General features: G+C 62.6%; 20 protein-coding genes. 8 read left to right on the top strand and 12 right to left on the bottom strand.

Annotation, left to right across the window (positions count from 1 at the left end; translation table 11 throughout):
* Positions 1–51: 51 nt before the first annotated feature.
* From C5F70_RS07960 to C5F70_RS07985, 6 genes are all read right to left on the bottom strand, one after another.
* Positions 52–1,068, bottom strand: coding sequence for a LacI family DNA-binding transcriptional regulator (locus C5F70_RS07960; protein ID WP_090234923.1), 1,017 nt, complete (start codon positions 1,066–1,068; stop codon positions 52–54).
* A 109-nt stretch (positions 1,069–1,177) separates the two neighbouring features.
* Complete coding sequence (locus tag C5F70_RS07965; RefSeq protein ID WP_104903056.1) at positions 1,178–1,777, bottom strand: LysE family translocator; 600 nt, start codon at positions 1,775–1,777, stop codon at positions 1,178–1,180.
* 54 nt (positions 1,778–1,831) lie between these two features.
* Entirely contained in the window at positions 1,832–2,671 is an 840-nt protein-coding gene (locus C5F70_RS07970) for an AraC family transcriptional regulator (RefSeq protein WP_017848411.1), read from the bottom strand.
* A 75-nt stretch (positions 2,672–2,746) separates the two neighbouring features.
* On the bottom strand, positions 2,747–3,388 hold the full coding sequence (locus C5F70_RS07975) for a DUF1345 domain-containing protein (RefSeq protein WP_104903057.1): 642 nt from the start codon (positions 3,386–3,388) through the stop codon (positions 2,747–2,749).
* Positions 3,389–3,440: 52 nt separating this feature from the next.
* The gene (locus C5F70_RS07980) at positions 3,441–6,530 is read right to left on the bottom strand and encodes an efflux RND transporter permease subunit (RefSeq protein ID WP_102618169.1); all 3,090 of its coding nucleotides are present in this window, start codon (positions 6,528–6,530) and stop codon (positions 3,441–3,443) included.
* A 12-nt stretch (positions 6,531–6,542) separates the two neighbouring features.
* Complete coding sequence (locus tag C5F70_RS07985; protein ID WP_046483679.1) at positions 6,543–7,700, bottom strand: efflux RND transporter periplasmic adaptor subunit; 1,158 nt, start codon at positions 7,698–7,700, stop codon at positions 6,543–6,545.
* 225 nt (positions 7,701–7,925) lie between these two features.
* Here C5F70_RS07985 and C5F70_RS07990 point away from each other — a divergent pair, with 225 nt between their 5' ends.
* From C5F70_RS07990 to C5F70_RS08005, 4 genes are all read left to right on the top strand, one after another.
* On the top strand, positions 7,926–8,627 hold the full coding sequence (locus C5F70_RS07990) for a response regulator transcription factor (protein ID WP_017848415.1): 702 nt from the start codon (positions 7,926–7,928) through the stop codon (positions 8,625–8,627).
* Positions 8,628–8,630: 3 nt separating this feature from the next.
* Complete coding sequence (locus C5F70_RS07995) at positions 8,631–9,935, top strand: ATP-binding protein (protein WP_017848416.1); 1,305 nt, start codon at positions 8,631–8,633, stop codon at positions 9,933–9,935.
* A 58-nt stretch (positions 9,936–9,993) separates the two neighbouring features.
* Positions 9,994–10,764, top strand: coding sequence for a class I SAM-dependent methyltransferase (locus C5F70_RS08000; RefSeq protein ID WP_102618168.1), 771 nt, complete (start codon positions 9,994–9,996; stop codon positions 10,762–10,764).
* A 91-nt stretch (positions 10,765–10,855) separates the two neighbouring features.
* Complete coding sequence (locus C5F70_RS08005) at positions 10,856–11,641, top strand: sulfite exporter TauE/SafE family protein (protein WP_017848418.1); 786 nt, start codon at positions 10,856–10,858, stop codon at positions 11,639–11,641.
* A 53-nt stretch (positions 11,642–11,694) separates the two neighbouring features.
* Here the strand turns inward: C5F70_RS08005 and C5F70_RS08010 are convergent, their stop codons facing one another.
* Positions 11,695–12,795, bottom strand: a complete 1,101-nt coding sequence (locus tag C5F70_RS08010) for a GNAT family N-acetyltransferase/peptidase C39 family protein (protein ID WP_104903058.1) — start codon at positions 12,793–12,795, stop codon at positions 11,695–11,697.
* A gap of 94 nt (positions 12,796–12,889) precedes the next feature.
* Between C5F70_RS08010 and C5F70_RS08015 the strand changes: the two genes are divergently transcribed.
* Together C5F70_RS08015 and C5F70_RS08020 are read left to right on the top strand one after the other, a co-directional pair.
* A complete protein-coding gene (locus C5F70_RS08015) occupies positions 12,890–14,476 on the top strand; it encodes a RimK family protein (protein WP_104903059.1) in 1,587 nt (528 codons plus the stop codon).
* A gap of 6 nt (positions 14,477–14,482) precedes the next feature.
* Positions 14,483–15,421, top strand: a complete 939-nt coding sequence (locus C5F70_RS08020; protein ID WP_104903060.1) for a magnesium transporter CorA family protein — start codon at positions 14,483–14,485, stop codon at positions 15,419–15,421.
* A gap of 24 nt (positions 15,422–15,445) precedes the next feature.
* On the opposite strand, the gene map is transcribed toward C5F70_RS08020, so the two are convergent.
* The gene (gene map, locus C5F70_RS08025) at positions 15,446–16,201 is read right to left on the bottom strand and encodes a type I methionyl aminopeptidase (protein WP_046383187.1); all 756 of its coding nucleotides are present in this window, start codon (positions 16,199–16,201) and stop codon (positions 15,446–15,448) included.
* Complete coding sequence (locus C5F70_RS08030) at positions 16,201–16,401, bottom strand: ParD-like family protein (RefSeq protein ID WP_003190946.1); 201 nt, start codon at positions 16,399–16,401, stop codon at positions 16,201–16,203. Before C5F70_RS08030 ends, map begins: the two co-directional genes overlap by 1 nt.
* A gap of 272 nt (positions 16,402–16,673) precedes the next feature.
* Between C5F70_RS08030 and ilvA the strand changes: the two genes are divergently transcribed.
* Together ilvA and C5F70_RS08040 are read left to right on the top strand one after the other, a co-directional pair.
* The gene (gene ilvA, locus C5F70_RS08035) at positions 16,674–17,696 is read left to right on the top strand and encodes a threonine ammonia-lyase, biosynthetic (protein WP_104903061.1); all 1,023 of its coding nucleotides are present in this window, start codon (positions 16,674–16,676) and stop codon (positions 17,694–17,696) included.
* A 245-nt stretch (positions 17,697–17,941) separates the two neighbouring features.
* Positions 17,942–18,211: a DUF1652 domain-containing protein gene (locus C5F70_RS08040; protein ID WP_017848424.1), complete on the top strand. Its 270-nt coding sequence runs from the start codon at positions 17,942–17,944 to the stop codon at positions 18,209–18,211.
* Positions 18,212–18,316: 105 nt separating this feature from the next.
* On the opposite strand, the gene C5F70_RS08045 is transcribed toward C5F70_RS08040, so the two are convergent.
* The 3 genes from C5F70_RS08045 to C5F70_RS08055 form a co-directional block, all read right to left on the bottom strand.
* Positions 18,317–19,255 carry a carbohydrate kinase gene (locus tag C5F70_RS08045; RefSeq protein ID WP_104903062.1) on the bottom strand — a complete coding sequence of 313 codons (939 nt, stop codon included), beginning with the start codon at positions 19,253–19,255 and terminating at the stop codon, positions 18,317–18,319.
* A gap of 12 nt (positions 19,256–19,267) precedes the next feature.
* Positions 19,268–20,749 (bottom strand): xylulokinase, encoded by a 1,482-nt coding sequence (gene xylB, locus C5F70_RS08050; protein WP_046383189.1) that lies wholly within the window; start codon positions 20,747–20,749, stop codon positions 19,268–19,270.
* A 137-nt stretch (positions 20,750–20,886) separates the two neighbouring features.
* Positions 20,887–22,368, bottom strand: coding sequence for a mannitol dehydrogenase family protein (locus tag C5F70_RS08055; RefSeq protein WP_104903063.1), 1,482 nt, complete (start codon positions 22,366–22,368; stop codon positions 20,887–20,889).
* Positions 22,369–22,372 lie beyond the last annotated feature (4 nt).

Here is a 22,372-nt window from a genome sequence, read left to right on the forward strand (position 1 = left end):
CATTTTTCTGCGCAACCTATTGAATTGACACCCGCGAGGGCTCGACAGCGGCTACGAGGTGGGTTGGGTGGAACCGCGAACGATCAGTTCGGGCAGGAAATCCAGGGTGCGGGCCGGCGCCGTATCGCCGCGCAGGCGCTTGAGCAGGCAGTCGAAGGCACTCGCGCCAATCGCCTGCGTCGGTTGGGCGAGGGCGGTGATGCCGGTGCCCACCAGCGGGTACCAGTCCAGGTCATCCAGGGCGATCAGGCCGACGTCCGCGAACAGGTCGCACTCCAGCGCCTTGAGCGCGCGGGTGCAGGCGAGGGCGGCAATGCCGTTGGCGCAGAACACGGCTTTGGCGCCGGGCTTGGCCAGGAAGCTGCGCAGGCGCTTTTCCAGCGCGCCGTCCAGTTCCAGCACCGTCCCACTCAACGCCGGGCGGCGGGCAATCTCGGCGGTGAAACTGTCAAGGCGCTCCAGGCGCGAACTGGTGCCATCGGTGGCCTCGCTGACCAGCACTATCTCGCGGTAGCCCTGTTGCTCAAGGTGTTCCAGCGCCATGCGTACCGCGGCCGGGTTATCCAAACCCACCAGGTCGCTGCGCAACGGTGCGACCTTGCGGTCCACCAGCACCAGGGGCATTTCCCGTTGCAGTTCCAGCAGTTGTTCGAGGTGGTGGCCGAGGGTGTTCACGATCAGCCCTTCGATGTTGTACGAGCGTAGCGCCGCTAGGTGCTGGCGTTCCTGCTCGTCATCGCGGTCGGTGTTGCACACCACCAGGCTGTAGCCGTGCTGGCGGCAGGCGGTTTCGACACCGTGCATCACGGCGATGGAATAGGGGTTGCGGATATCGGCCACCAGCATACCGATCAGGCGCGTGCGCCCGCGTTTCAAGCCACGGGCCATCTGGTTGGGGCGGTAGCCGAGTTCGGCGATGGCGTGCTCGATGCGCAGGGCGATGGCGTCGGAGAGCAGGGCGCGGTCGTCGCCGATGAAGCGCGACACGCTGGCTTTGGACACGCCGGCGCGCTGGGCGACGTCGAGCATGGTCACGCGGCTGCGCTGGGCGGCAGAGAAACTGTTCACGGTCATCGACCTTCTATTTTTATTGGAATGACTGAAACCGGTTTCAGGAAACCACTAAAGTACGAAAGCCGTCAAGAAGTTGTAGGACAAAGCCAGATAGCCGGTGTGTTCAGGCCAGCACACTTAACCAAGCCGCCGCCAACAGCAGCACGGCCATACCGCGGTTGAAACGCTGCATGGCGCTGGTCGAACGCAACACCCGTGCGGACCCGGCACCCAACAGCGCCCAGGTGCCCAGGCAGGGGATCGATATCAGGAAAAACGCCAGGGAGAGGTACACCACCTGGCTTTGGCGCTCCGCACCATTGCCGGTAAAAACGCTGACTACCGCCAGTGCCATCATCCAGCTTTTCGGGTTGATCAATTGCAGGCTGGCGGCGCCGATCGGGCTCAGGGGTTTTTGGCGTGTATCCGCTTCGATGGTCCGGGTGGGGGCGCTGAAAATCTGCCAGGCCAGGTAATTCAGCCAGGCAATGCCGATCCATTGCATGGCGGTTTGTACCTTGGGTAGCTGCACCAAGGACTGGCCAAACCCCGAGCCCACCACCAGCACGAGCAGCGCCGCGCCGGCGCAGGCGCCCAGGATGATTGGCAGCGTGGCCCTGAAACCGAAACGGGCGCTGTTGCTCAGTACCAGGATATTGGTCGGGCCGGGGGTAATTGAGGCGACGAAGGCAAACAGCATGAAAGGCAGCAGTGTGGACAGCATGGTGGACGACTCCGATAGACCCATTGATGGCGTCGATCTTCACAAGCCCGCGTATCACCTGTCTGGAAGGTTTGAGCAGCGCTTGCGGTAGGCCGCCGGCGTCAGGCCATAAGCGCGCACGAACCAGCGGCCCAGGTGGCTCTGATCGGCAAAACCCAGGGCGATCGCCACATCGGCCGGTTGTTCACCCTTGGCCAGCAAGTGCCGCGCGCGGGCCAGGCGCAGTTGCACCAGATAAGCATGGGGCGGCAGGCCAAACGCGCTCCTGAACGCACGGGTCAGGCGGAAGCGGTCGACGCCGCAGGCCAGCGCCAGGGCGTCCATGCCCACATCGTGATGCAGGTGGGCATGCAGGTATTCCCGGGCTTTGTGGGCGACCAGCGGCAGGCGTGGGTCGTCACGGTAACGGCTGCGCCAGTGGAGCTGGCCGGTGAGGCGTTCGAGCAACTGGTCCATGGCCCGTTGTCGCACGATGCGCAATTCGCCACTGTGCAGGGTGCGAAAGGCTTGGCTGGTGGCAAGGGCCAGGCGCGGGTCGTTGGTCAAGGTCGCGGCAAAACTCAGCTGGCTGTTGACGGGAGCCTCTTCGAAGACCGCGCTCACTTCCCGCGTCAACCACTGCGGGTCGAGGTAGAGCATGTGGTAGGTAAAGCCGTCGGCCGTGGGCGCATCGCCGTCATGCAACTCGCCGGGTTCCACCAGGAACACCTGGCCGGGCACGCTGTTGTGGCGCGTGCGGCGGCAGTTGAATTGCTGCACGCCTTGTTCGGTCACGCCGATCAGGTAGCTGTCGTGCCAATGGGGATCGTAGGCATGCCCCTCGAAATGCGCGCGCAGGGTCTCGATGCCGGTGTCGGCGTCCTGGGACAGATCGATCCAATTGTGCGCGGCCATCACAACACCGAGGCGGAATAGACGATGTTATCTAGCGCCCATCGAGCCGTGGGCGTCTAGAAGGTTTGTGCGGCGTCAATTGAACAGTCCCGCGGCAATATTGATCGAAAAGCCGAGGATCGCCGTGTTGAACAGAAACCCGATCAGCGATTGTCCCAGTACCACCTTGCGCATGCTGCGGGTGGCAACGCCCACGTCCGACGTTTGCACGGCGACGCCGATGGTGAAGGAAAAGTACAGGAAGTCCCAATAGTTGGGGGTCAACAACCCCTCGGCAAAGCGCAGCGCCGGCTCTTTGCCGGCCCAGGTGTAATAGAGCCGGGCGTAGTGAACGCTGAAGATCACCCCGATCAACAACCATGAGCCGATGACCGTCAGGCCGGTAAAACCGTAGTGCAACAGCCGCTCGGCGGTGCTCAGGTCCTTGCTGCCGACCAGTTCGAAGGTGATGGTGGCCAGGCTGGCGATGGCCGCGATGCACACCGTGAACAGCACCAGGCCGGCGTTCTCATCCTCGATCTCGGCGATGCGTTTGACGTCTTCGGCCTTGGCGCGGATGGTCAGCCACAGCATCAGCACCAGGTAGATCCAGACGCCGGCATTCCAGCCGATCAGGATTTTGCTCACGAGTGTATCGGCGGGTACCAGGATGCCAACGACAAGGCCCAGGACGGCGGCGCAAGAGAGGCGAGGGTGGGTGCGGGCGAGGAAGGGCATGGGTGCTCACAACAAGGGCGGTTGTGAGCACCATAGCGCATTTTTGCGCGGGTTATGGACGCTTGCGCACCAGCTTCATGACGACCACAAAGAACACCGGCACAAACACCACCGCCAGCGTCGCAGTGATCATCCCGCCGATCACCCCCGTACCGATCGCTTGCTGGCTCGCCGAACTGGCGCCGGTGGCAATCGCTAGGGGCACCACGCCGAGGATGAACGCCAGCGAGGTCATGATGATCGGCCGCAAGCGCAGCCGCGCGGCCTTCAAGGTTGCGTCGAGCAAGTCTTCGCCCTGCTCGTACAGGTCCTTGGCGAACTCGATGATCAGGATCGCGTTCTTCGCCGACAGGCCGATGATGGTGATCAGCCCGACCTTGAAGAACACATCGTTGGGCATGCCGCGCAAGGTCACGGCCAACACCGCGCCGAGCACGCCCAGCGGCACCACCAGCAGCACCGACGTCGGGATCGACCAGCTTTCATACAGGGCGGCCAGGCACAGGAACACGATCAGCAGCGACAGGCCCAGCAACAGCGGCGCCTGGGAGCCGGACAGGCGTTCCTGCAACGACAGGCCGGTCCATTCCTGGCCCAGGCCCGCCGGCAGTTGGTTGACCAGGCGCTGGATTTCTTCCATCGCCTCGCCCGTGCTGTGCCCCGGTGCCGCTTCACCGGAAATGGCGATGGCCGGGTAGCCGTTGTAACGGGTCAACTGCGTCGGCCCCTGGGTCCACTTGGCTACGACGAACGCCGACAGCGGCACCATCTCGCCGGCCTTGTTGCGCACGTTGATCTTCAACAGATCCGCGACCTGGCTGCGTTGGTCGCCTTCGGCCTGCACCACCACGCGCTGCATGCGCCCCTGGTTGGGGAAGTCATTGACGTAGGTCGAACCGATGGCCGACGACAGTACATTGCCCACATCGGCGAAGGACACGCCCAGCGCGTTGGCCTGCTTGCGGTCGACCTGCAGTTGCACTTGCGGCGCTTCGGCCAGGGCGCTTTCACGCACGTTGGCCAGGATCGGGCTTTTTCCCGCAGCGTCCAGCAGTTCGGTACGCGCCGCCATCAACGCCGCGTGGCCGACGCCGCCACGGTCCTGCAGGCGGAACTCGAAACCGCTGCTGGTGCCGAGGCCGTCCACCGGTGGAGGCAGGATCGCATAGGCAATCGCGTCCTTCAGTTCGGTGAACGCCATGTTGGCGCGGTCGGCAATCGCGGCGGCCGAGTCGTCGCTGCTGCGTTGCGACCAATCCTTGAGCGTGGTGAACGCCAGCGCCGCGTTCTGCCCGGAGCCGGAGAAACTGAAGCCCATGATCATGGTGGTGTCACCAACCCCGGGCTCTTTGGCGTTGTGCGCTTCGATCTGTTCGGCCACCTGCACCGTGCGGTTCTTGCTCGCGCCCGGCGGCAACTGGATATCGGTGATGGTGTAACCCTGGTCCTCCACCGGCAGGAACGAGGAGGGCAGGCGACTGAACATCAGCCCCAGGCCCACCAGCAGCACCAGGTAGATCAGCAGGTAACGGCCGCTGCGCTTGAGGGCATACGCCACCCAGCCTTCGTAGCGGTCGGTGAGCCGTTCGAAACGCCGGTTGAACCAGCCGAAGAACCCGCCCTTGGTGTGGTGCTCATCCTTGGCGATCGGCTTGAGCAGGGTCGCGCAAAGTGCCGGGGTCAAGGTCAGGGCGAGGAACGCCGAGAACAGGATCGAGGTGGCCATCGACAGCGAAAACTGCTGGTAGATCACCCCCACCGAGCCTGGCATGAATGCCATCGGCAGAAACACCGCCACCAGCACCAACGTAATGCCGATGATGGCCCCGGTGATCTGGCCCATGGCCTTGCGCGTGGCCTCTTTGGGCGACAGGCCCTCGCTGACCATGATCCGCTCGACGTTCTCCACCACCACGATCGCATCGTCCACCAGGATACCGATGGCCAGCACCATGCCGAACATGGTCAGCACGTTGATCGAGAACCCGAGCAACAGCATGGTGGCGAAGGTGCCCATCAACGCAATCGGCACCACCAGGGTCGGGATCAGCGTGTAGCGCACGTTCTGCAGGAACAGGAACATCACCGCGAACACCAGCGCCATCGCTTCGAGCAGGGTGTAGACCACCTTGGTGATCGAGACTTTGACGAACGGCGAGGTGTCATACGGGATCTTGTATTCGACATTGGCCGGGAAGTAGCGCGACAGCTCATCCATCTTCGCCCGCACCATGTTCGCGGTGCTCAGCGCATTGGCGCCCGGCGACAGTTGCACACTGACGGCGGTGGACGGCTTGCCGTTCAGGCGTGTGGAGAACTGGTATTCCTGGCTGCCGACTTCCACCCGTGCCACATCGCCGATACGCACGGTGGAACCGTCGGGGTTGGCCTTGAGCACGATGTCGGCGAACTCGGCCGGCGTGGACAACTGGCCCTTGACCAGGATTGCCGCGGTGATTTCCTGGGTCTTGGTGCCCGGCAAGTCGCCGATGCTGCCGGCGGAAACCTGGGCGTTCTGCGCGCTGATCGCGGCATTCACGTCGGCCGGGGTCAGGTTGAAAGCGATCAGCTTCTGCGGGTCGATCCACACCCGCATGGCCCGCTCGGCGCCATACAGCTGGGCCTTGCCCACCCCGTCGAGGCGCTTGAGCTCGTTCATCACGTTGCGCGCCAGGTAGTCGCTGAGCGCCACGTCATCGAGCTTGCCGTCGCTGGAGGTCAGGGTCACCAGCAGCAGGAAGCCGGCGGAGACTTTCTCCACCTGTAAACCCTGCTGTGTCACCGCCTGGGGCAAGCGCGATTCCACGGCCTTGAGGCGGTTCTGCACATCGACCTGGGCCATCTCCGGGTTGGTGCCCGGCTGGAAAGTCGCGGTGATGGTGGCCGAGCCGAGGCTGCTCTGGGATTCGAAATACAGCAGGTGATCGGCGCCATTGAGCTCTTGCTCGATCAGGCTGACCACGCTTTCATCCAGGGTCTGCGCCGAAGCGCCGGGGTACACCGCGTAGATCTCGACTTTCGGCGGTGCGACGTTGGGGTACTGGGCCACCGGCAACTGCGGGATGGCGAGCGCGCCGGCCAGCAGGATAAACAGGGCGACCACCCAGGCGAAGATCGGGCGGTCAATAAAGAACTGCGGCATGGTCAAAGATCCTTATTGGCCGGAAGCCTGGGCGGGCGGCGGCGTGCTGTCATCCACTTGAACTTTTTCACCGGGACGCACGTGTTGCACACCCTCGACGACGATGCGGTCACCGGCCTTGAGGCCGGCGCTGACGATCCAGCGGTCATCGATCACGGCGCCCAATTCCACCGGTTGCAGGCTCACGGTTTGTTCAGCGTCCAACAACAGCACCATCGGGATGCCGGCGCTGTCACGGGTGATTGCACGTTGCGGCACGCTGATGCCTTGGCGGTCGACCGCCTGCTCCAGGCGCACGCGCACAAAACTGCCGGGCAGCAGGTCGAGGTCCGGGTTGGGGAACTCGCTGCGCACGATGATCTGCCCGGTGCCGGGGTCGACGCTGATCTCGGCGAAGAGCAATTTGCCCGGCAGCGGATACAGGCTGCCGTCGTCCTGGATCAGCGTGGCCTTGGCCTGGTCCTGGCCGACCTGTTTCAGGCTGCCGGCGCGGAAGGCGCGGCGCAGCTCGTTCAACTCACGGGTGGACTGGGTCAGGTCGGCGTGGATCGGGTCCAATTGCTGGATGATCGCCAGCGGCGTGGCCTCGTTCTGGCCGACCAGCGCGCCTTCGGTCACCAGCGCACGCCCGATGCGCCCGGAAATCGGCGCGGTGACGGTGGCGTAGCCCAGGTTCAGTTTGGCCCGTTCGACGGCGGCCTTGTTCGCGGCGACCTCGGCGTTGGTCTGGCGCAGGGCGGCGCGGGCGTTGTCGTAGTCCTGGCCGCTGATGGCGTTGCCTTCGACCAACTGGCTGTAGCGCTGTTCTTGCAGGCGCGCCTGGAACGCATTGGCCTCGGCCTTGCTCAGGTTGGCCTGAGCACTGTCCAGATCGGCCTTGAACGGGGCTGGGTCGATGCGAAACAGCACGTCGCCCTGTTTCACGTCATGGCCTTCCTTGAACACCCGCTGCATCACCACCCCGGCGACCCGCGCGCGCACTTCGGCAATGCGCGGCGCGGCAATGCGCCCGCTCAGTTCACTGCTGATGGACAGGGGTTTGGCCTCGAGGGTTTCGATGCGGACTGTGGCCAGGGGCGTTGCCGGTGCTTCGGCGGACGACTTGTCACACGCACTCAGGGCGAGTGTCAGGGCCAGCAAGCAAAACGGCGCAAACAGATTCTTCGACATGCTCTTATCCCAATATTGACTGGCGCATCCTAATGCCGTCCGCGCCGCAGTGCTGTGAAGCTGTGTAGGTCGTCTGTGAAGAAATGTAAGGTGCAGCCCACGTTCGGCTGCGGGCGTATATCCTTGCACAACCTTGCAAACACTGAAGATCAAATGTGGCAGGGCGCAAGTCCCCTCCCACGTGGGATTTGTGTAAGACCCATAACCGCATTATTTGGAAACACCATGCCCAACATCCTCCTGGTCGAAGACGACGCCGCGCTCTCCGAACTGATTGCCAGCTACCTGGAGCGCAATGGCTACCACGTCAGCGTGCTCAGCCGGGGTGACCATGTTCGCGAACGCGCGCGGCTCAACCCGCCGGACCTGGTGATCCTAGACCTGATGCTGCCTGGCCTCGACGGCCTGCAAGTGTGCCGTTTGCTGCGCGCCGATTCGGCGGGCCTGCCGATCCTGATGCTGACCGCCCGCGATGACAGCCACGACCAGGTGCTGGGCCTGGAAATGGGCGCCGACGACTACGTCACCAAACCCTGCGAGCCCCGCGTGCTGCTGGCCCGGGTCCGCACGCTGTTGCGCCGCAGCAGCTTGTCCGAACCGCAGGTGGCCAACGACCAGATCGTCATCGGCAACCTGTGCATCGACCTGTCGGAACGCACCGCGACCTGGCGCGAACAGGCGGTGGAGTTGTCCAGCGGCGAATACAACCTGCTGGTGGTGCTGGCGCGGCATGCCGGTGAAGTGCTCAGCCGCGACCAGATCCTGCAACGCCTGCGCGGGATCGAGTTCAACGGCACCGACCGCTCGGTGGACGTGGCCATCTCCAAGCTGCGCCGCAAGTTCGACGACCACGCCGGGGAAGCGCGCAAGATCAAGACGGTGTGGGGCAAAGGCTATCTGTTCAGCCGATCCGAGTGGGAATGCTGAGCCATGTTCCGTGTGCTGCTGCGCCTCTATCTGATCACGATCGTCACCTACAGCGCGGCGATCTTCCTGATTCCCAAGTTGGTGATCCAGGTGTTCGAGCACCGCTACGTGGACTACAACGTCGAACAGTCCCGCGGCCTGCAGAAACTCATCGTCAAGCAATACCAGCGGGCGCCGGTGGAGCACTGGTCCCAGGTCACCGAGCAACTGGGCCGTGACTTCGCGCCGCTCAAGGTCGAACTGCTGCTGCACCAGGACGCCCGTTACACCCCCGAAGAAGAGCAGTTGCTGGCGCAAGGCAAACCGGTGATCCGCCTGGGCGAGTGGGGGTGGATGGCCGAGGTCAGCGCACCGATCAACCCGCAGTTCGCGGTCAAGCTGACGATCCCGCCGGACCCGCTGGACATGAACCTGTTGTACTGGTCGATGAACGTACTGATCGGTGCCGCGCTGCTCGCCTGCCTGCTGGTATGGCTGCGCCCGCACTGGCGCGACCTGGAGCGCCTGAAAAGCACTGCCACGCAGTTGGGCAAGGGGAATTTTGGCGAACGCACGCGCATTCCGCCAAGTTCCAATATTGGCAGCCTGGCGACGGTGTTCGACACCATGGCCGATGACATCGAACACCTGCTGAACCAGCAGCGTGACTTGCTCAACGCGGTCTCCCACGAACTGCGCACCCCCCTGACACGCCTGGATTTCGGCCTGGCCCTGGCGTTGTCCGAAGACCTGCCCCAGGCCAGCCGCGAGCGCCTGCAAAGCCTGGTGGCGCATATCCGTGAGCTGGATGAGCTGGTGCTGGAGTTGCTTTCCTACAGCCGCCTGCAAAACCCTGCGCAGTTACCGGAGCGGGTCGAGGTGGTGCTCGATGAATTTATCGACAGCGTGCTGGGCAGCGTCGACGACGAACTGGAGAACCCCGAGATTGTGATCGACGTGGTGCTCGACTGCAGCGTCGAGCGCTTCAACCTCGACCCGCGCCTGACCGCCCGCGCCCTGCAAAACCTGCTGCGCAATGCCACGCGTTACTGCGACAAACGCATCCAGGTGGGGGTCAAGGTATGTCCCACGGGCTGCGAAATCTGCGTGGACGATGATGGCATCGGTATTCCGCCGGACCAGCGCGAACGCATCTTCGAGCCGTTCTATCGCCTGGACCGCAGCCGCGACCGCTCCACCGGCGGGTTTGGCCTGGGCCTGGCGATCAGTCGGCGCGCCCTCGAAGCCCAGGGCGGCACCCTGACCGCGCAGGCTTCACCGCTCGGCGGTGCGCGGTTTCGTGTGTGGTTGCCGAGTGTGACGGATTAGAAAAACCGGGTGGGAAGGCGCACACTGTGTCCCCGCTTTACCCGAGGAGAGATTGGCAATGACCGGTGTTCACACGTCTGCGCAACAGGGTTTTTCGACCCAGGCCGTCACTTACGCCCAGGGCCGACCGAACTATCCGCGGCAACTCACGGGCTGGCTGGCTGACGTACTGCGCATCGACGCGCAGTCGACGGTGATCGACCTGGGCGCCGGCACCGGCAAGTTCACGCGCCTGCTGAACGCCCTGGCGCCGACGCTGATTGCCGTCGAACCCGTGCAGGCGATGGCTGCGCAATTGGCCAGGTTGTTGCCGGATGTGCGCTTGGTCAACGGCACCGCTGAATCCATCCCCCTGGCGTCCGCCTGCGCCGATGCGCTGGTCTGCGCCCAGTCCTTCCACTGGTTCTCCACCCAGGCCGCGTTGGCCGAAATTCACCGCGTGCTCAAGCCCGACGGGCGTCTGGGGCTGGTGTGGAATGTGCGGGATGAATCGGTGGACTGGGTGGCAGCGATCACCGCGATCATCACGCCTTACGAGGGCGATACGCCGCGCTTTCACAGCGGAAAATGGCGCGAGGCGTTCACCGGCGAGTATTTTTCCGCCCCCGAGATGACCTGTTTTCCCTACAACCACGTCGGCAGTCCGCAGGAAGTGATCATGGATCGCTTCCTCTCCGTCAGCTTTATCGCGGCACTGCCCGCCGCTGAAAAAACCGAGGTCACCGCGCAATTACGCAACCTGATCGCCACTCACCCGGCGTTGAAAGGCCGCGATACGGTGGCCTTTCCCTATCAGACCCAGGCCTACGTTTGCCAGCGACTGACGTAAAAGGCATAAAGTCAGATCATATTGATATAAGTGGTTATAAGAAAAATCGCTATCCTGCGGCCAGAATTTTACAAGGCCGCAGGTAGCTGTGATGGATGTGGGTAACGTTGGTTTCGTAGTTGCAGGCCTGATCGTTGGTTTTATCGTCGGCATGACCGGTGTCGGCGGGGGCTCCTTGATGACCCCGATCCTGCTGTGGTTCGGCATTAACCCGGCCACCGCCGTGGGCACCGACTTGTTGTACGCCGCCATCACCAAGTCCGGTGGGGTGCTGGTGCATGGCAAAAACAAGAACATCGACTGGACCATCACCGGCTGGCTCACCTTGGGCAGCGTGCCCGCGGTGCTGCTGACCCTGTGGTTCCTCGCCAGCCTGCACACCGACCCCAGCGCGATGAACGCCGTGATCAAACAGGCGCTCGGCGTGGTGTTGCTGCTGACCGCCCTGGCGATTCTGTTCAAGCATCGCCTGTTGGCCTTCGCCCAGCGCCATGCTGGCGACGATTACCACATGCACCCGCGCAACCTGAACGCGCTGACGGTAGTCACGGGGGCGGTCCTCGGCGCCATGGTGGCACTGACCTCGATCGGCGCCGGAGCCCTCGGCACCGTCGCATTGTTTATCCTTTACCCGTTCCTCGCCACGCGGCGCCTGGTCGGCACCGAGATCGCCCACGCCGTACCCCTGACGCTGGTAGCTGGCCTGGGCCACGCCGGCATGGGCAATATGGATTGGCACCTGCTGGGCTTTTTGCTGATGGGGTCGCTGCCGGGTATCTACATCGGTAGCCACATGGCCGGTAAAGTCCCGGACGGCGTGCTGCGCCCGTGCCTGGCGATCATGTTGATGACCATCGGTTATAAGCTGGCTTTCTAAGGTACGCGGTCGCGTATTGCCGCTGGCGTGCGAGCTGCAAGCCGAGGCCTCGATCAAGCCGGCGGCTTGAACAATACCACCGCCGCGCGCAGTTTGTTGTTGCCGAACCGGCACATGCGCTCGAACTCCGCGTGGCTGACCGGCAGGTGCTGGCAGTCCAGGGGCTGGCGTTGCTGGCTGTGGTCCACATCCGGGTCGTGCAAGTAGACGAAGTCGTCGTCGCAGTCGGTGACCATCACCCAGTGCGGCGACTTGGAGCGGGTCAGCCGATAGCTGCTGATCAACACCAGCGGCTGCCCGCCGTCGCGCAGTACCTTGGGCAGATCCAGCGCGCCGCCGAGTACCTGTTCGACCGTGCTGCCGGCCAACTCTTCCTCGAAGGCGTCATGCACTAAACGCATGACGTCCTTTTTATGCTGATCGCGCACGCCGTCGAGAAACAACGGCCCGCGTACATTCACCTGCATCCGCACACGAAAGCCCCGACGCCAGGCGGCCAGCGCCAGGCCTTGAGGGCTGCAACCGCCATGGCCGGCGGTCATGAACACGGTGGTCGCTTCACGCCAGATTTGCAGTTCTTCGCGGCGTGCGGCGACGCGTTCCGGCAGCAACGCGCCCATGGCCATCAGCAGGCAGGCGGCGCCACAGGTGAAGTCGGTGGTTTGCGGGTAATACGGCACACGCTCCACGCGCGCGTCCTGGTGCTGGACGATGCGTTTTTCCAGGCGCAGGGCCGGGGCGTGGTCTTCGTAGTAATCGTTGATCAACGCAAAGCGCCGGTAGCCGTTGCGTTCATACAGGGCGAGGGCGCCGGGGTTGTCGCTGCGCACTTCGAGGCGCAGGTACGCACAGTCGTGCTCCACCGCGCAGGCCTCGATGCGACTCAGCAACTGCTTGCCCAGGCCGAGGCCGCGCGCGTGTTCGGCGATGGCAATCGAGTACAGCCGCGCCAGGGACGTGCCGCGATGGAACAACACCAGCGCATACCCGAGCAATTGGCCGTCCTGTTCAGCCACCAGCAACTCGCCATGGGCGCGGCTGATCATCCAGTGGAAGCTGCGCGGCGACAGTCGATCGGTGGTGAAACAGTGCTGTTCCAGTGCCACCAATGTCGGCACATCGCTGGGGGTTGCAACGCGAAAGAAAAGAGCCATATGACCGCCGTAAAAGTTGCGTAATGAAACGGGACTTCTCTAAAAGATCGTGCTTAATAGAAAAGGTCGAGTTCTCTAAAGCGGATCAAATATTATGTCGGCGGTACAAAGTCATTGGCGTGAAGTATCCGAGCAAACAGTCGCGGCGACAATAACTTCCAAAGGTTATTTTTCTGCTCCGCCCAGAGGCACGAGCCAAGTGGTGATCATTGTCGAACGCAAGGAAGACTGGGCCTCCTACTTCCCCAGCGAAGACATCGTCACGGCCCAGGAATATCTCGAACAAACCCGCGAAAGCGAGACCGGCAAGCGTGTGCAGGTGATCAACCTGTGTCGCGGCTACAAGTACCTGGGGCACGGTTACTACTGCTCACTGCTGGCCGAGGCTCGCGGGCACAAGGTGATTCCATCGGTGCGGACCATCAGTGAACTGACCAAGAAGTCACTGTACGGGCTGGCCCTGGATGATCTGGATAAAACCCTCGATAAAGCCTTGAGTCATCATCTTTACAGCAATACCGAAGGCTTTACGCTGACACTTTATTTTGGCCGAACCAATATTGATCCGTTGCAGGAGTTGGCGCGCCAATTGTTTGAAGCGTTTCCGTGCCCGATCTTGTTAGTTGAATTCAAAAAGAATAACGGCTGGCATATCGAAGGGGTCAAGTCCGGCGTATTGCACAAGCTACGTGATGACCAGGAAGACCAATTCGCCCACGCCCTCGACAACTTCAGCCGCAAGATCTGGCGTCAGCCGCGCTCGCGCCGATTGGCCCGCTATGACCTGGCGATCCTGCATGATCCCCAGGAGCAATTGCCGCCCTCCAACGCCAAGGCCCTGGAAAACTTCGTCCGGGTCGGTAAAGGTTTGGGCATCGATGTGGAGCTGATCGAGCGCAAGGACTACGCGCGCCTGGCCGAATACGACGCCTTGTTGATCCGCGAGACCACCAGCGTCGACAACCATACCTACCGTTTCGCCAAGAAAGCCGAAAGCGAAGGCCTGGTGGTGATGGACGACCCCGCGTCGATCCTGCGCTGTACCAACAAGGTCTACCTCACCGACCTGCTCAACAGCCATCAACTGGGCATGCCGGCCACCGAGATTCTCTACAAGGAACGACCGGAAGACTTCGAACGGGTCGGCGAACGCCTCGGCTTCCCCCTGGTGCTGAAAATCCCCGACGGCTGTTTCTCCCGCGGGGTGATCAAGGTCGAAAGCCAGGAGGCCTTGCTCACGGCCACCGCCGAACTGTTCGAGCATTCGGTGTTGCTGCTGGCCCAGGAGTTTTTCTACACCGAGTACGACTGGCGTATCGGCGTACTCAACCGCAAACCGATCTTTGCCTGCCAATACTTCATGTCCAAGGGCCATTGGCAGATCTACAACCACAAGGCCATCGGCCAGGACATCAACGGCGAATGCCGCACCCTGGCGGTCCACGAAGCCCCCAAGGCCGTGGTGGAGTTGGCCGTGAAGACTGCCAATCTGATCGGCGACGGCCTTTACGGCGTGGACCTCAAGCAATCGGGCGACAAGGTGGTGGTGATCGAGGTCAACGACAACCCCAACCTGGATGCCGGTATCGAAGATGCTTACTTGCAGGACGACCTGTATGGCCTGGTGCTGGAGGAATTCGTCCGACGCCTGGAGTTGAAGCGTCAGGGCCAGGTCTGGTGAGTCGCGATGATCCAGCGCTTTGAATTGATCGATGGAAAGTTGCGCAGCGGGGACAGTGACGAGGCCCCGATCATGTTGTTCAGCAACCCTGACCATGCCGAGCGCAACTGGCTGCTTGAGCACCACAAACTGGACGAGCATGCCCTGGCCTCGGCGCTCGACCCGGATGAAGTCTCGCGCATCGAATTTCACCCCGACAACCTGTTTCTGATCTGGAAGCGCCCGGAGAACTACTCCGGCGGGGGCACCCTGGTGTTTGAGGTGTCGTCCTGCGGCCTGCTGTTTTCACCTGGCCGGCTGTTGGTGATTGCCACCGATGAAACCCCGCTGTCCGGGCTCGGCGCCCGTCGCCCATTGCACACACCGCTGGATGTGCTGCTCGATCTGCTGCTCAACAACATTCACCACTACCTCGGCCACCTCAAGGTGATCAAGCTGGTCGCGCGGGAGTTGCAGCAACAGTTCAACGCGTCCATGAGCAACCATCATCTGATGCAGATGTTCAACCTCAGCGAAAGCCTGATCTATTACATCAACGCGCTGCACAGCAATGGCGCCGTGCTGTCGCGGCTGCGCAACCACGGCGAGAAGGAGCATTTCAGCGCCGAGATTCTCGGCCTGATCGACGACCTGATCATCGAGAACCACCAGTGCTACAAACAGGCGGAGATTTATTCCAACGTGTTCTCCGGGCTGATCGACGCGCGCGGCAACCTGATGAACAACAGCATGAACAACCTGTTGCGCAAGCTGACGTTGATCAACGTGGTGTTTCTGCCGCTCAACCTGATCGCCAGCGTTGGCGGCATGTCGGAGTTCAGCATGATGACGGCGGGTACGCCGTGGTGGGTGTCGTACCCGCTGTTTTTGTTGGCGATGGGCTTGGGCGCGGGGTTGATGGTGCTGGGGCTCAAGCGGATGGCAGGCGGCGCGAATGGGAGGTGACCCCCCATCCCTGGGGGGGGCGGCTCAGGACGTGGCTTGCAGGGTCAGCACCTCGAACCCGTCCGCCGTCACCGCCACGGTGTGTTCCCACTGGGCCGACAGGCTGTTGTCCTTGGTCACCACCGTCCAGCCGTCCTTCAGGCTGCGCACCTTGGCGCTGCCCTGGTTCAGCATTGGCTCGATGGTAAACACCATGCCTTCGCGCAGCTCCAGCCCGGTGCCGGGGCGGCCGAAGTGCAGGATCTGCGGGTCTTCATGCATCTGCCGGCCGATGCCGTGGCCGCAGTATTCACGTACCACGCTGTAACCATTGGCCTGCGCATGGTGCTGGATCGCATGGCCGATGTCGCCCAGGCGGGCGCCGGGCTTGACCTGGCGGATACCGGCCCACATCGCCTCGAAGGTCATCTCCACCAGACGGCGTGCCTTCGGCGAGACGGTACCGATCATGTACATCTTGCTCGAGTCGGCGATAAAGCCGCCTTTTTCCAGGGTGATGTCGATGTTGACGATGTCGCCGTCCTTGAGGACTTGCGTGGCGCTGGGCATGCCGTGGCACACCACTTCGTTGACCGAGGTGTTGATGGAGAAGGGGTAGTCGTATTGCCCGAGGCTCGCCGGGCGGGCTTTGAGCTCGTGGCGGATGAAGGCTTCGACGGCGCTGTCCAGCTCCAGGGTGGAGCGTCCGGCGGCGACAAAACCGTCGAGCATGCTGAACACCTGGGCCAGCAGGCGCCCGGATTCGCGCATCACGGCGAGTTGTGCGGCGGTTTTGATCATCAGCTGCGCCCCCGGATCAGGTCCGGCTTGTCCAGCAACAGCTTGTTGATCAGCTCGTTGTAGGGCAAATGCGGGTTGAGTTCGGCGAGCAGGCCGATCTTGATCCAGAACTCGGCCTGGGCGTTGATGGAACGGTCCATGGCCGCACTGGCCAGGCGTAGTTGTTCGTGCAGTTGGTCGGTGATCTTGACGATGCCCATGTGCTTCACTGTGTCAGATGAATATACGGATCGTATACGTTTCGTATGTCCATCGTAAAGCCCCGTCAGCGAAATGGCCCCTTGCCATTGACTTGACCGGCCACCGCCGGGTAATTTCGTGACATGACATTTCAAACCCTGCGTTGCCAGCCAATTATTATTACCGCCATTCCTCATTTGGCGGGATAGCGCTCGGCTGCACCCAAACCCGCCCTAGAGGCGGGTTTTGTTTTTCCGTCTCCAGGTGCCCTTACCCAAGCCAGGAGACTCCCATGAGCACTTGCCCCGTCCCATCTACCGCTGTCTCGGGACTGCTTGAGCACTACGTCAAAAAGATCCTCGCCGCGCCGGTCTACGATTTGGCCGTGCGAACCCCCTTGCAGGTCGCCCCGGCGCTGTCGCTGTTGCTCGACAACCAGGTGTTGCTCAAGCGCGAAGATCTGCAACCGACCTTTTCCTTCAAGATCCGTGGCGCCTACAACAAGCTGATGCAACTCAGCGCCGAGCAGAAGGCCTGCGGCGTGATCACCGCATCGGCCGGCAACCATGCGCAAGGCGTAGCGCTGGCGGCGCGGGAATTGGGGATCAAGGCGACGATCGTCATGCCGTGCAGCACGCCGGAGTTGAAGGTGCTGGGTGTGCGCTCGCGAGGGGCGCAAGCGGTGCTGCACGGTGAGAGCTTTCCGTTTGCCCTGGCCCATGCGTTGCAACTGGCCGAAGCCTGCGGTTGTACGTTTGTCTCGCCGTTCGACGATCCGGACGTGATCGCCGGCCAAGGCACGGTGGGCATGGAAATCCTGCGCCAGCAGCAGGGCGCGCTGGACGCGATCTTCGTGCCGGTGGGCGGTGGCGGCCTGATCGCCGGGATCGCCGCCTACGTCAAATACCTGCGGCCCGAGGTACGCATCGTTGGCGTCGAAGCCGAAGGCTCGAGTTGCCTGTTGGCAGCCTTGCGCGCCGGTGAACGCGTGGTGCTGCCCAGTGTGGACGGGTTTGCCGATGGCACGGCAGTGGCGCAGATCGGCGCCCATGGCTTTGAGATCTGCCGGGATTGGGTGGATGACGTCGTCACGGTCAGCAACGATGAACTGTGCAGTGCCATCAAGCTGATCTACGACGATACGCGTTCCATCGTCGAGCCGTCCGGCGCCTTGGCCGTGGCGGGCATTCGCCGCTATGTGGGGCAACACCGCGTGCGCGGGCAGACGCTGGTGGCGGTCAATTCAGGGGCCAATATCAACTTTGATAGTTTGCGACATGTTGCTGAAAGAGCCGCAGCACACAGTGCCGGTTAACGCAAAGTCCAGGGTTAAACGTTTAATCGAAGCTGTTCGGCGATGATGTTCGTCGAGTGAATTTGAGTTGAACAAAGTTATACAAGACTGGGTACTGCTTATGAGGAAAGGTTACAACGAGAACGGATTTTGCCGAGTAGGCTTATTGATTGTAAACGTCTTCCAGGGTTGGCAGGACGTGGCGGGTAAGTGCCTGCAAGACTTATAACAATCGATTGGCCGTCTCAAGAAAGGAGAGGTTGACCATGCTTTCGGAATTAGAACTTCGCAGTATCATTGAAGGAAGTTTCCTGCCTAAACGGTGCGAATGCACCAAAGCTGAAGATGCCTCGTTGACGATCAAGGTCTATGACGATCGTGACCGTGACCGGGTGGATCTGGAAGTCAAAGGCATCAATGCTGACAAACTCGACAGCAGTCGAGCCATTTGCAACCTGATCACCGGGTTGCGCGAAGACCTCAAGCAATCGCAGGGGCCTGCACTGCAAAGAGCAGCAGGGCGCGGCCACTACTAGATAGCGAGCGTTGCTTTCACCGATTTGCGGGCCTGGTAAATACCAGGCCCGATGCTGTTGCTACCCGTCAATCCATGCTGAACGCTGCAGCCTGTGATCGTTTGTTCACCCCAACTGTTGCCGATAGGGCAGGTCCGGGCCCGTTTTGCCGCAGGTCATGGCGGCCGCACGGATCGCAAAGCCCAGCATCGCGTCGATCTGGGCGCGGGTCAGTTGCTGCAGGCCCTCGACCGAGTCCAGTTGCTGCTCGGTCAGCCAGGCAATCAACGCCGCCTGGAAGGTGTCCCCGGCACCCACGGTATCGGCCATCACCACCTTCACCGCCGGTTGCGACCAGTGCCCGTGCTGGCGGCTGAACACGCTGGCGCCGTTACCGCCGCGAGTGAGGAAGACCAACTGGCAGCGGTGTTCCAACCAGCCCTCAAGCACGCTTTCCGGCGATTGGTCGGGGTAGAGCAGGTGCAGGTCTTCATCGCTGACCTTGATCAGGTCGGCGTACTTGACCAGTTCGGCCACGCGCTCGCGCCACAGTTGGATATCCGGTTGCGGGTTGAGCCGCACGTTGGGGTCGAGGCTGATCAAGCGCTTGCCGCTTTCGCGCTGGACCAGGGCCAGCAGGGTGTCGCCAATCGGTTGCACCACCAGGGAGAACGAACCTACATGCAGCCCGCGAACCTCATCGCCCAGGGTTGGCAGGTGTGCGCGCGTCAATTGGCGGTCGGCGCAGCCTTCGCCGCGAAAGCTGTATTGCGGCGAGCCATCGGCGCCCACGGCGACCATCGCCAGGGTGGTCGGCGCGGCGAATTCCACCAGGAACTGCGGGTTGACGCCTTCGTCCCTGAGCACCTGCAACAAGCGCTGCCCGAGGAAGTCGGTGGACACGCCGCCGAACAGCGCGGCCTCGATGCCGAGCCGGCGTAAACCGACAGCGACGTTGAACGGCGAACCACCGGCAATCGCCTTGTAATTGAGTTTGGAGGCTTGCCCGCTGGGATCGTCTTCGCTGAAAAAATCAAACAGCGCTTCACCGCACACCAGATACATAGTCGTTCGCTCTTAAAGGGTTGCCACGTGCTGCTGATAGCGCTCGTAGGCGTGTTGATAGGCGCTGACATTGTCGGCCACCGGCAGGGTCCGGCTGGCCGGGTCGACGCTCACGCATTTTTCGCACAGGCTGGCCAGGGACTCGCCGGACTGGCTCCACGCCGCCTGGATCGCCGCGCCCAGGGCCGCCGCTTCGCTTTGTTCGGTGCAGATCACTTCGGTGTGCATGATATCGGCAACCATCTGCCGCCACACCGGGCTTTTCGAGCCGCCGCCGATCAGGCGGATGCTCTGGCTGTGCAGGCCGGTCTGGCGCAATAGATCAAGGCCGTAACGCAAGCCGAAGGTGGTGCCCTCGACGACCGCGCGACACAGGTTGGCGCGGGTCAGGTTGGTCATGGTCAAGCCATGCAGGCTGCCGGTGGCGTGGGGCAGGGCGGGTACGCGTTCGCCATTGAGGAACGGCAGCATGCTCACGCCGTCGGCACCGATCGGCGCCTGCTCGACCAGGGCGTTGAAGGCGTCGAGGTCGAGGTCGAACAGTTCGCGAATCACCCCGGTGGCGTTGGTCAGGTTCATCGTGCAGATCAACGGCAACCAGCCGCCGCTGGAGGAACAGAAGGTCGCGACCGACGCCTGGGGGCTGACGTTGGGCTGGTCGGCGAAGGCATACACGGTGCCCGATGAACCCAGGCTCATGGTGATCACGCCGGGGGCGATATTGCCGGTGCCGATGGCGCCCATCATGTTGTCGCCGCCGCCGCTGGACACGATGGCGTCGGGGTTGATGCCCAGGCGTTCGGCGATGGCCGGCAGGATCGTGCCGACGGCTTGGTCGGCTTCGATCAGCGTCGGCAAGGCAGCCTGCAGACGGCCGCTGGGGTCGATGTGCTGGAGCAGCGCCACGTCCCAGGTACGGCTGCGCACGTTGAAGTAGCCGGTGCCCGAGGCATCGCCGTATTCCGCGACGGCGCGGCCGGTGAGCCAGTAGTTGAGGTAGTCGTGGGGCAGCAGGATATGTGCGATGCGCGCGAACACCTCGGGGTGCTGCTCGCGGGTCCACAGCAGTTTGGACACGGTGTAGCCCGGCGCGATCGCGACGCCGAGACGCTCCAGCGAAGCGCTTTCGCCCCCCAGGTATTGCAACAGGCGCTCGTTTTCGGCGGCGGTTTCGGTGTCGCACCACAGCTTGGCCGGGCGCAGCACCTGGCCGCTGTCATCGAGCAACACCAGGCCGTGTTGCTGGCCGGACACGCCGATGCCGAGGATATCCTGGCCGTCCACGCCGGCCTGTTGCAGGGCGCGGTGGGTGGCTTCGGTAAAGGCGTCCAGCCACTCTTGGGTGTGCTGCTCGCGCCGGCCGTTGGCGCCGCTGATCAGCGTGTGTGCCGCGGCGCCCAGGCCCAGCACCTTGCCGCTGGAAGCGTCGAGGACGATGGCTTTGGTGCCTTGGGTGCCGCAGTCGATGCCGAGGAACAGGTTTTGCTGGGTCATGAGGGTTTGCTCAGCATTGTTGTTGGATTGTAAATGCGCTTCAAATGTGGGAGGGGGCTTGCCCCTGATGGCGGTGTTTCAGTGTAAATGTTCTTTACTGACCCACCGCTATCGGGGGCAAGCCCCCTCCCACAGGTTTAAGCCGGTTTCTTCAGGAGTTGCTGCAGTGTTTTTGTGACGCCGTTGTCGCGCAGGCTCGCATAGCACCGCTCGAACGCTGCCACAAACTCAGCCGACTTGGGAATAGCCGTGCCGAAAATCTCCTCCACGCCGAGCAGGCGCTGACTGATCCGCGCATCGTCACTCACCAGGCCCTGGCAAAACTCGGCGCGCGGGTCGGGAATTTTGTAGACCGCGCCAGTCTCGTCGACACCCTTGAGGTACAACGCCCACGCGGCCACCACCAACGCTGCGCGCTCGGTCTCGCGCCCATCGGCAATCAGGCGGTTGATCGTCGGCACGGTGAACTTGGGAAACTTCGACGAGCCATCGGAACACACGCGCTCCAACTGGTCGGCAATCGCCTGGTTGGAGAAGCGATCGACCAGGGTCTGCTTGTACTGCGTGAGGTCGATGCCCGGCACCGGCGCCAGGTTCGGCGTGACGTCCAGGTCCATGTAGGCGCGCATATACGCGACGAACAACGGGTCATTCATGGTCTCGTGAACGAACCGATACCCCTTGAGAAACCCCAGGTAAGTCAGGGCCAGGTGGCTGCCGTTGAGCAGGCCGATCTTCATTTCCTCATAAGGCGTGACGTCATCGGTGAACTGCACGCCGACTTTTTCCCAGGCCGGGCGGCCGTTGACGAAGCGGTCTTCCAGCACCCATTGCACAAACGGCTCGCACACCACCGGCCAGGCATCGTCGATGCCGTGCTCATCGTGCAATTGCAGGCGATGCGCGGTACTGGTCATCGGCGTGATGCGGTCGACCATGGCGTTGGGGAACGTCACGTTGGCCTGGATCCAGTCATGCAGTTCGGCGTCGTGCAGGGCGGCGAAGGCCAGCAGGGCCTTGCGCGTGACGGCGCCGTTGTGCGGCAGGTTATCGCAGGACATCACGGTAAACGCCGGCGTGCCGGCGGCGCGACGTTGGGTCAGCGCGGCGCAGATAAAGCCGAACACGGTTTTCGGTGCCTGCGGGTGTGCCAGGTCGTGCTGGATCTGCGGCAGGTGGGCCATGAACTCGCCATTGCTGTCGTCGATGCAGTAGCCGCCTTCGGTGATGGTCAGCGAGACGATGCGGATGTGCGGGCTGGCCAGTTTGTCGATCAGCCCCTGGGCGCCGTCCTCGGCCAGCAGCATGTCGCTGATCGAGCCGATCACGCGCACTTCGGTGTCGTCGCTGTCGCCCAGTTCATACAGGGTGAACAGGTAGTCCTGGCCGGCCAGGTCGTCGCGGGCCTTGCGGTCCTCGCTGCGCAGGCCGATGCCGCAAATGCTCCAGTCCAGACCCTCGCCGGTATTCATCAGCGCATCGGTGTAATACGCCTGATGCGCGCGGTGGAAACCGCCGACGCCGATATGGGCGATGCCCTGGCGGGTATCGGCAATGGCGTAAGTCGGGATTTTCACTTCCGGCGCCAATTGGGTGAGGTTGTGTTTATTCAGTTTCATCATA

Source organism: Pseudomonas sp. LH1G9 (assembly GCF_002949975.1).
GTDB classification, from domain to species: Bacteria; Pseudomonadota; Gammaproteobacteria; order Pseudomonadales; family Pseudomonadaceae; genus Aquipseudomonas; species Aquipseudomonas veronii.

Bases quoted from the DNA above. Each gene is read 5' to 3' on its own strand.
- C5F70_RS07965 (WP_104903056.1), bottom strand. From the start codon at position 1,777: ATGCTGTCCACACTGCTGCCTTTCATGCTGTTTGCCTTCGTCGCCTCA.
- C5F70_RS07970 (WP_017848411.1), bottom strand. From the start codon at position 2,671: ATGGCCGCGCACAATTGGATCGATCTGTCCCAGGACGCCGACACCGGC.
- C5F70_RS07975 (WP_104903057.1), bottom strand. From the start codon at position 3,388: ATGCCCTTCCTCGCCCGCACCCACCCTCGCCTCTCTTGCGCCGCCGTC.
- C5F70_RS07980 (WP_102618169.1), bottom strand. From the start codon at position 6,530: ATGCCGCAGTTCTTTATTGACCGCCCGATCTTCGCCTGGGTGGTCGCC.
- C5F70_RS07985 (WP_046483679.1), bottom strand. From the start codon at position 7,700: ATGTCGAAGAATCTGTTTGCGCCGTTTTGCTTGCTGGCCCTGACACTC.
- C5F70_RS07990 (WP_017848415.1), top strand. From the start codon at position 7,926: ATGCCCAACATCCTCCTGGTCGAAGACGACGCCGCGCTCTCCGAACTG.
- C5F70_RS07995 (WP_017848416.1), top strand. From the start codon at position 8,631: ATGTTCCGTGTGCTGCTGCGCCTCTATCTGATCACGATCGTCACCTAC.
- C5F70_RS08000 (WP_102618168.1), top strand. From the start codon at position 9,994: ATGACCGGTGTTCACACGTCTGCGCAACAGGGTTTTTCGACCCAGGCC.
- C5F70_RS08005 (WP_017848418.1), top strand. From the start codon at position 10,856: ATGGATGTGGGTAACGTTGGTTTCGTAGTTGCAGGCCTGATCGTTGGT.
- C5F70_RS08010 (WP_104903058.1), bottom strand. From the start codon at position 12,795: ATGGCTCTTTTCTTTCGCGTTGCAACCCCCAGCGATGTGCCGACATTG.
- C5F70_RS08015 (WP_104903059.1), top strand. From the start codon at position 12,890: ATGTCGGCGGTACAAAGTCATTGGCGTGAAGTATCCGAGCAAACAGTC.
- C5F70_RS08020 (WP_104903060.1), top strand. From the start codon at position 14,483: ATGATCCAGCGCTTTGAATTGATCGATGGAAAGTTGCGCAGCGGGGAC.
- map (WP_046383187.1), bottom strand. From the start codon at position 16,201: ATGATCAAAACCGCCGCACAACTCGCCGTGATGCGCGAATCCGGGCGC.
- C5F70_RS08030 (WP_003190946.1), bottom strand. From the start codon at position 16,401: ATGGGCATCGTCAAGATCACCGACCAACTGCACGAACAACTACGCCTG.
- ilvA (WP_104903061.1), top strand. From the start codon at position 16,674: ATGAGCACTTGCCCCGTCCCATCTACCGCTGTCTCGGGACTGCTTGAG.
- C5F70_RS08040 (WP_017848424.1), top strand. From the start codon at position 17,942: ATGCTTTCGGAATTAGAACTTCGCAGTATCATTGAAGGAAGTTTCCTG.
- C5F70_RS08045 (WP_104903062.1), bottom strand. From the start codon at position 19,255: ATGTATCTGGTGTGCGGTGAAGCGCTGTTTGATTTTTTCAGCGAAGAC.
- xylB (WP_046383189.1), bottom strand. From the start codon at position 20,749: ATGACCCAGCAAAACCTGTTCCTCGGCATCGACTGCGGCACCCAAGGC.
- C5F70_RS08055 (WP_104903063.1), bottom strand. From the start codon at position 22,368: ATGAAACTGAATAAACACAACCTCACCCAATTGGCGCCGGAAGTGAAA.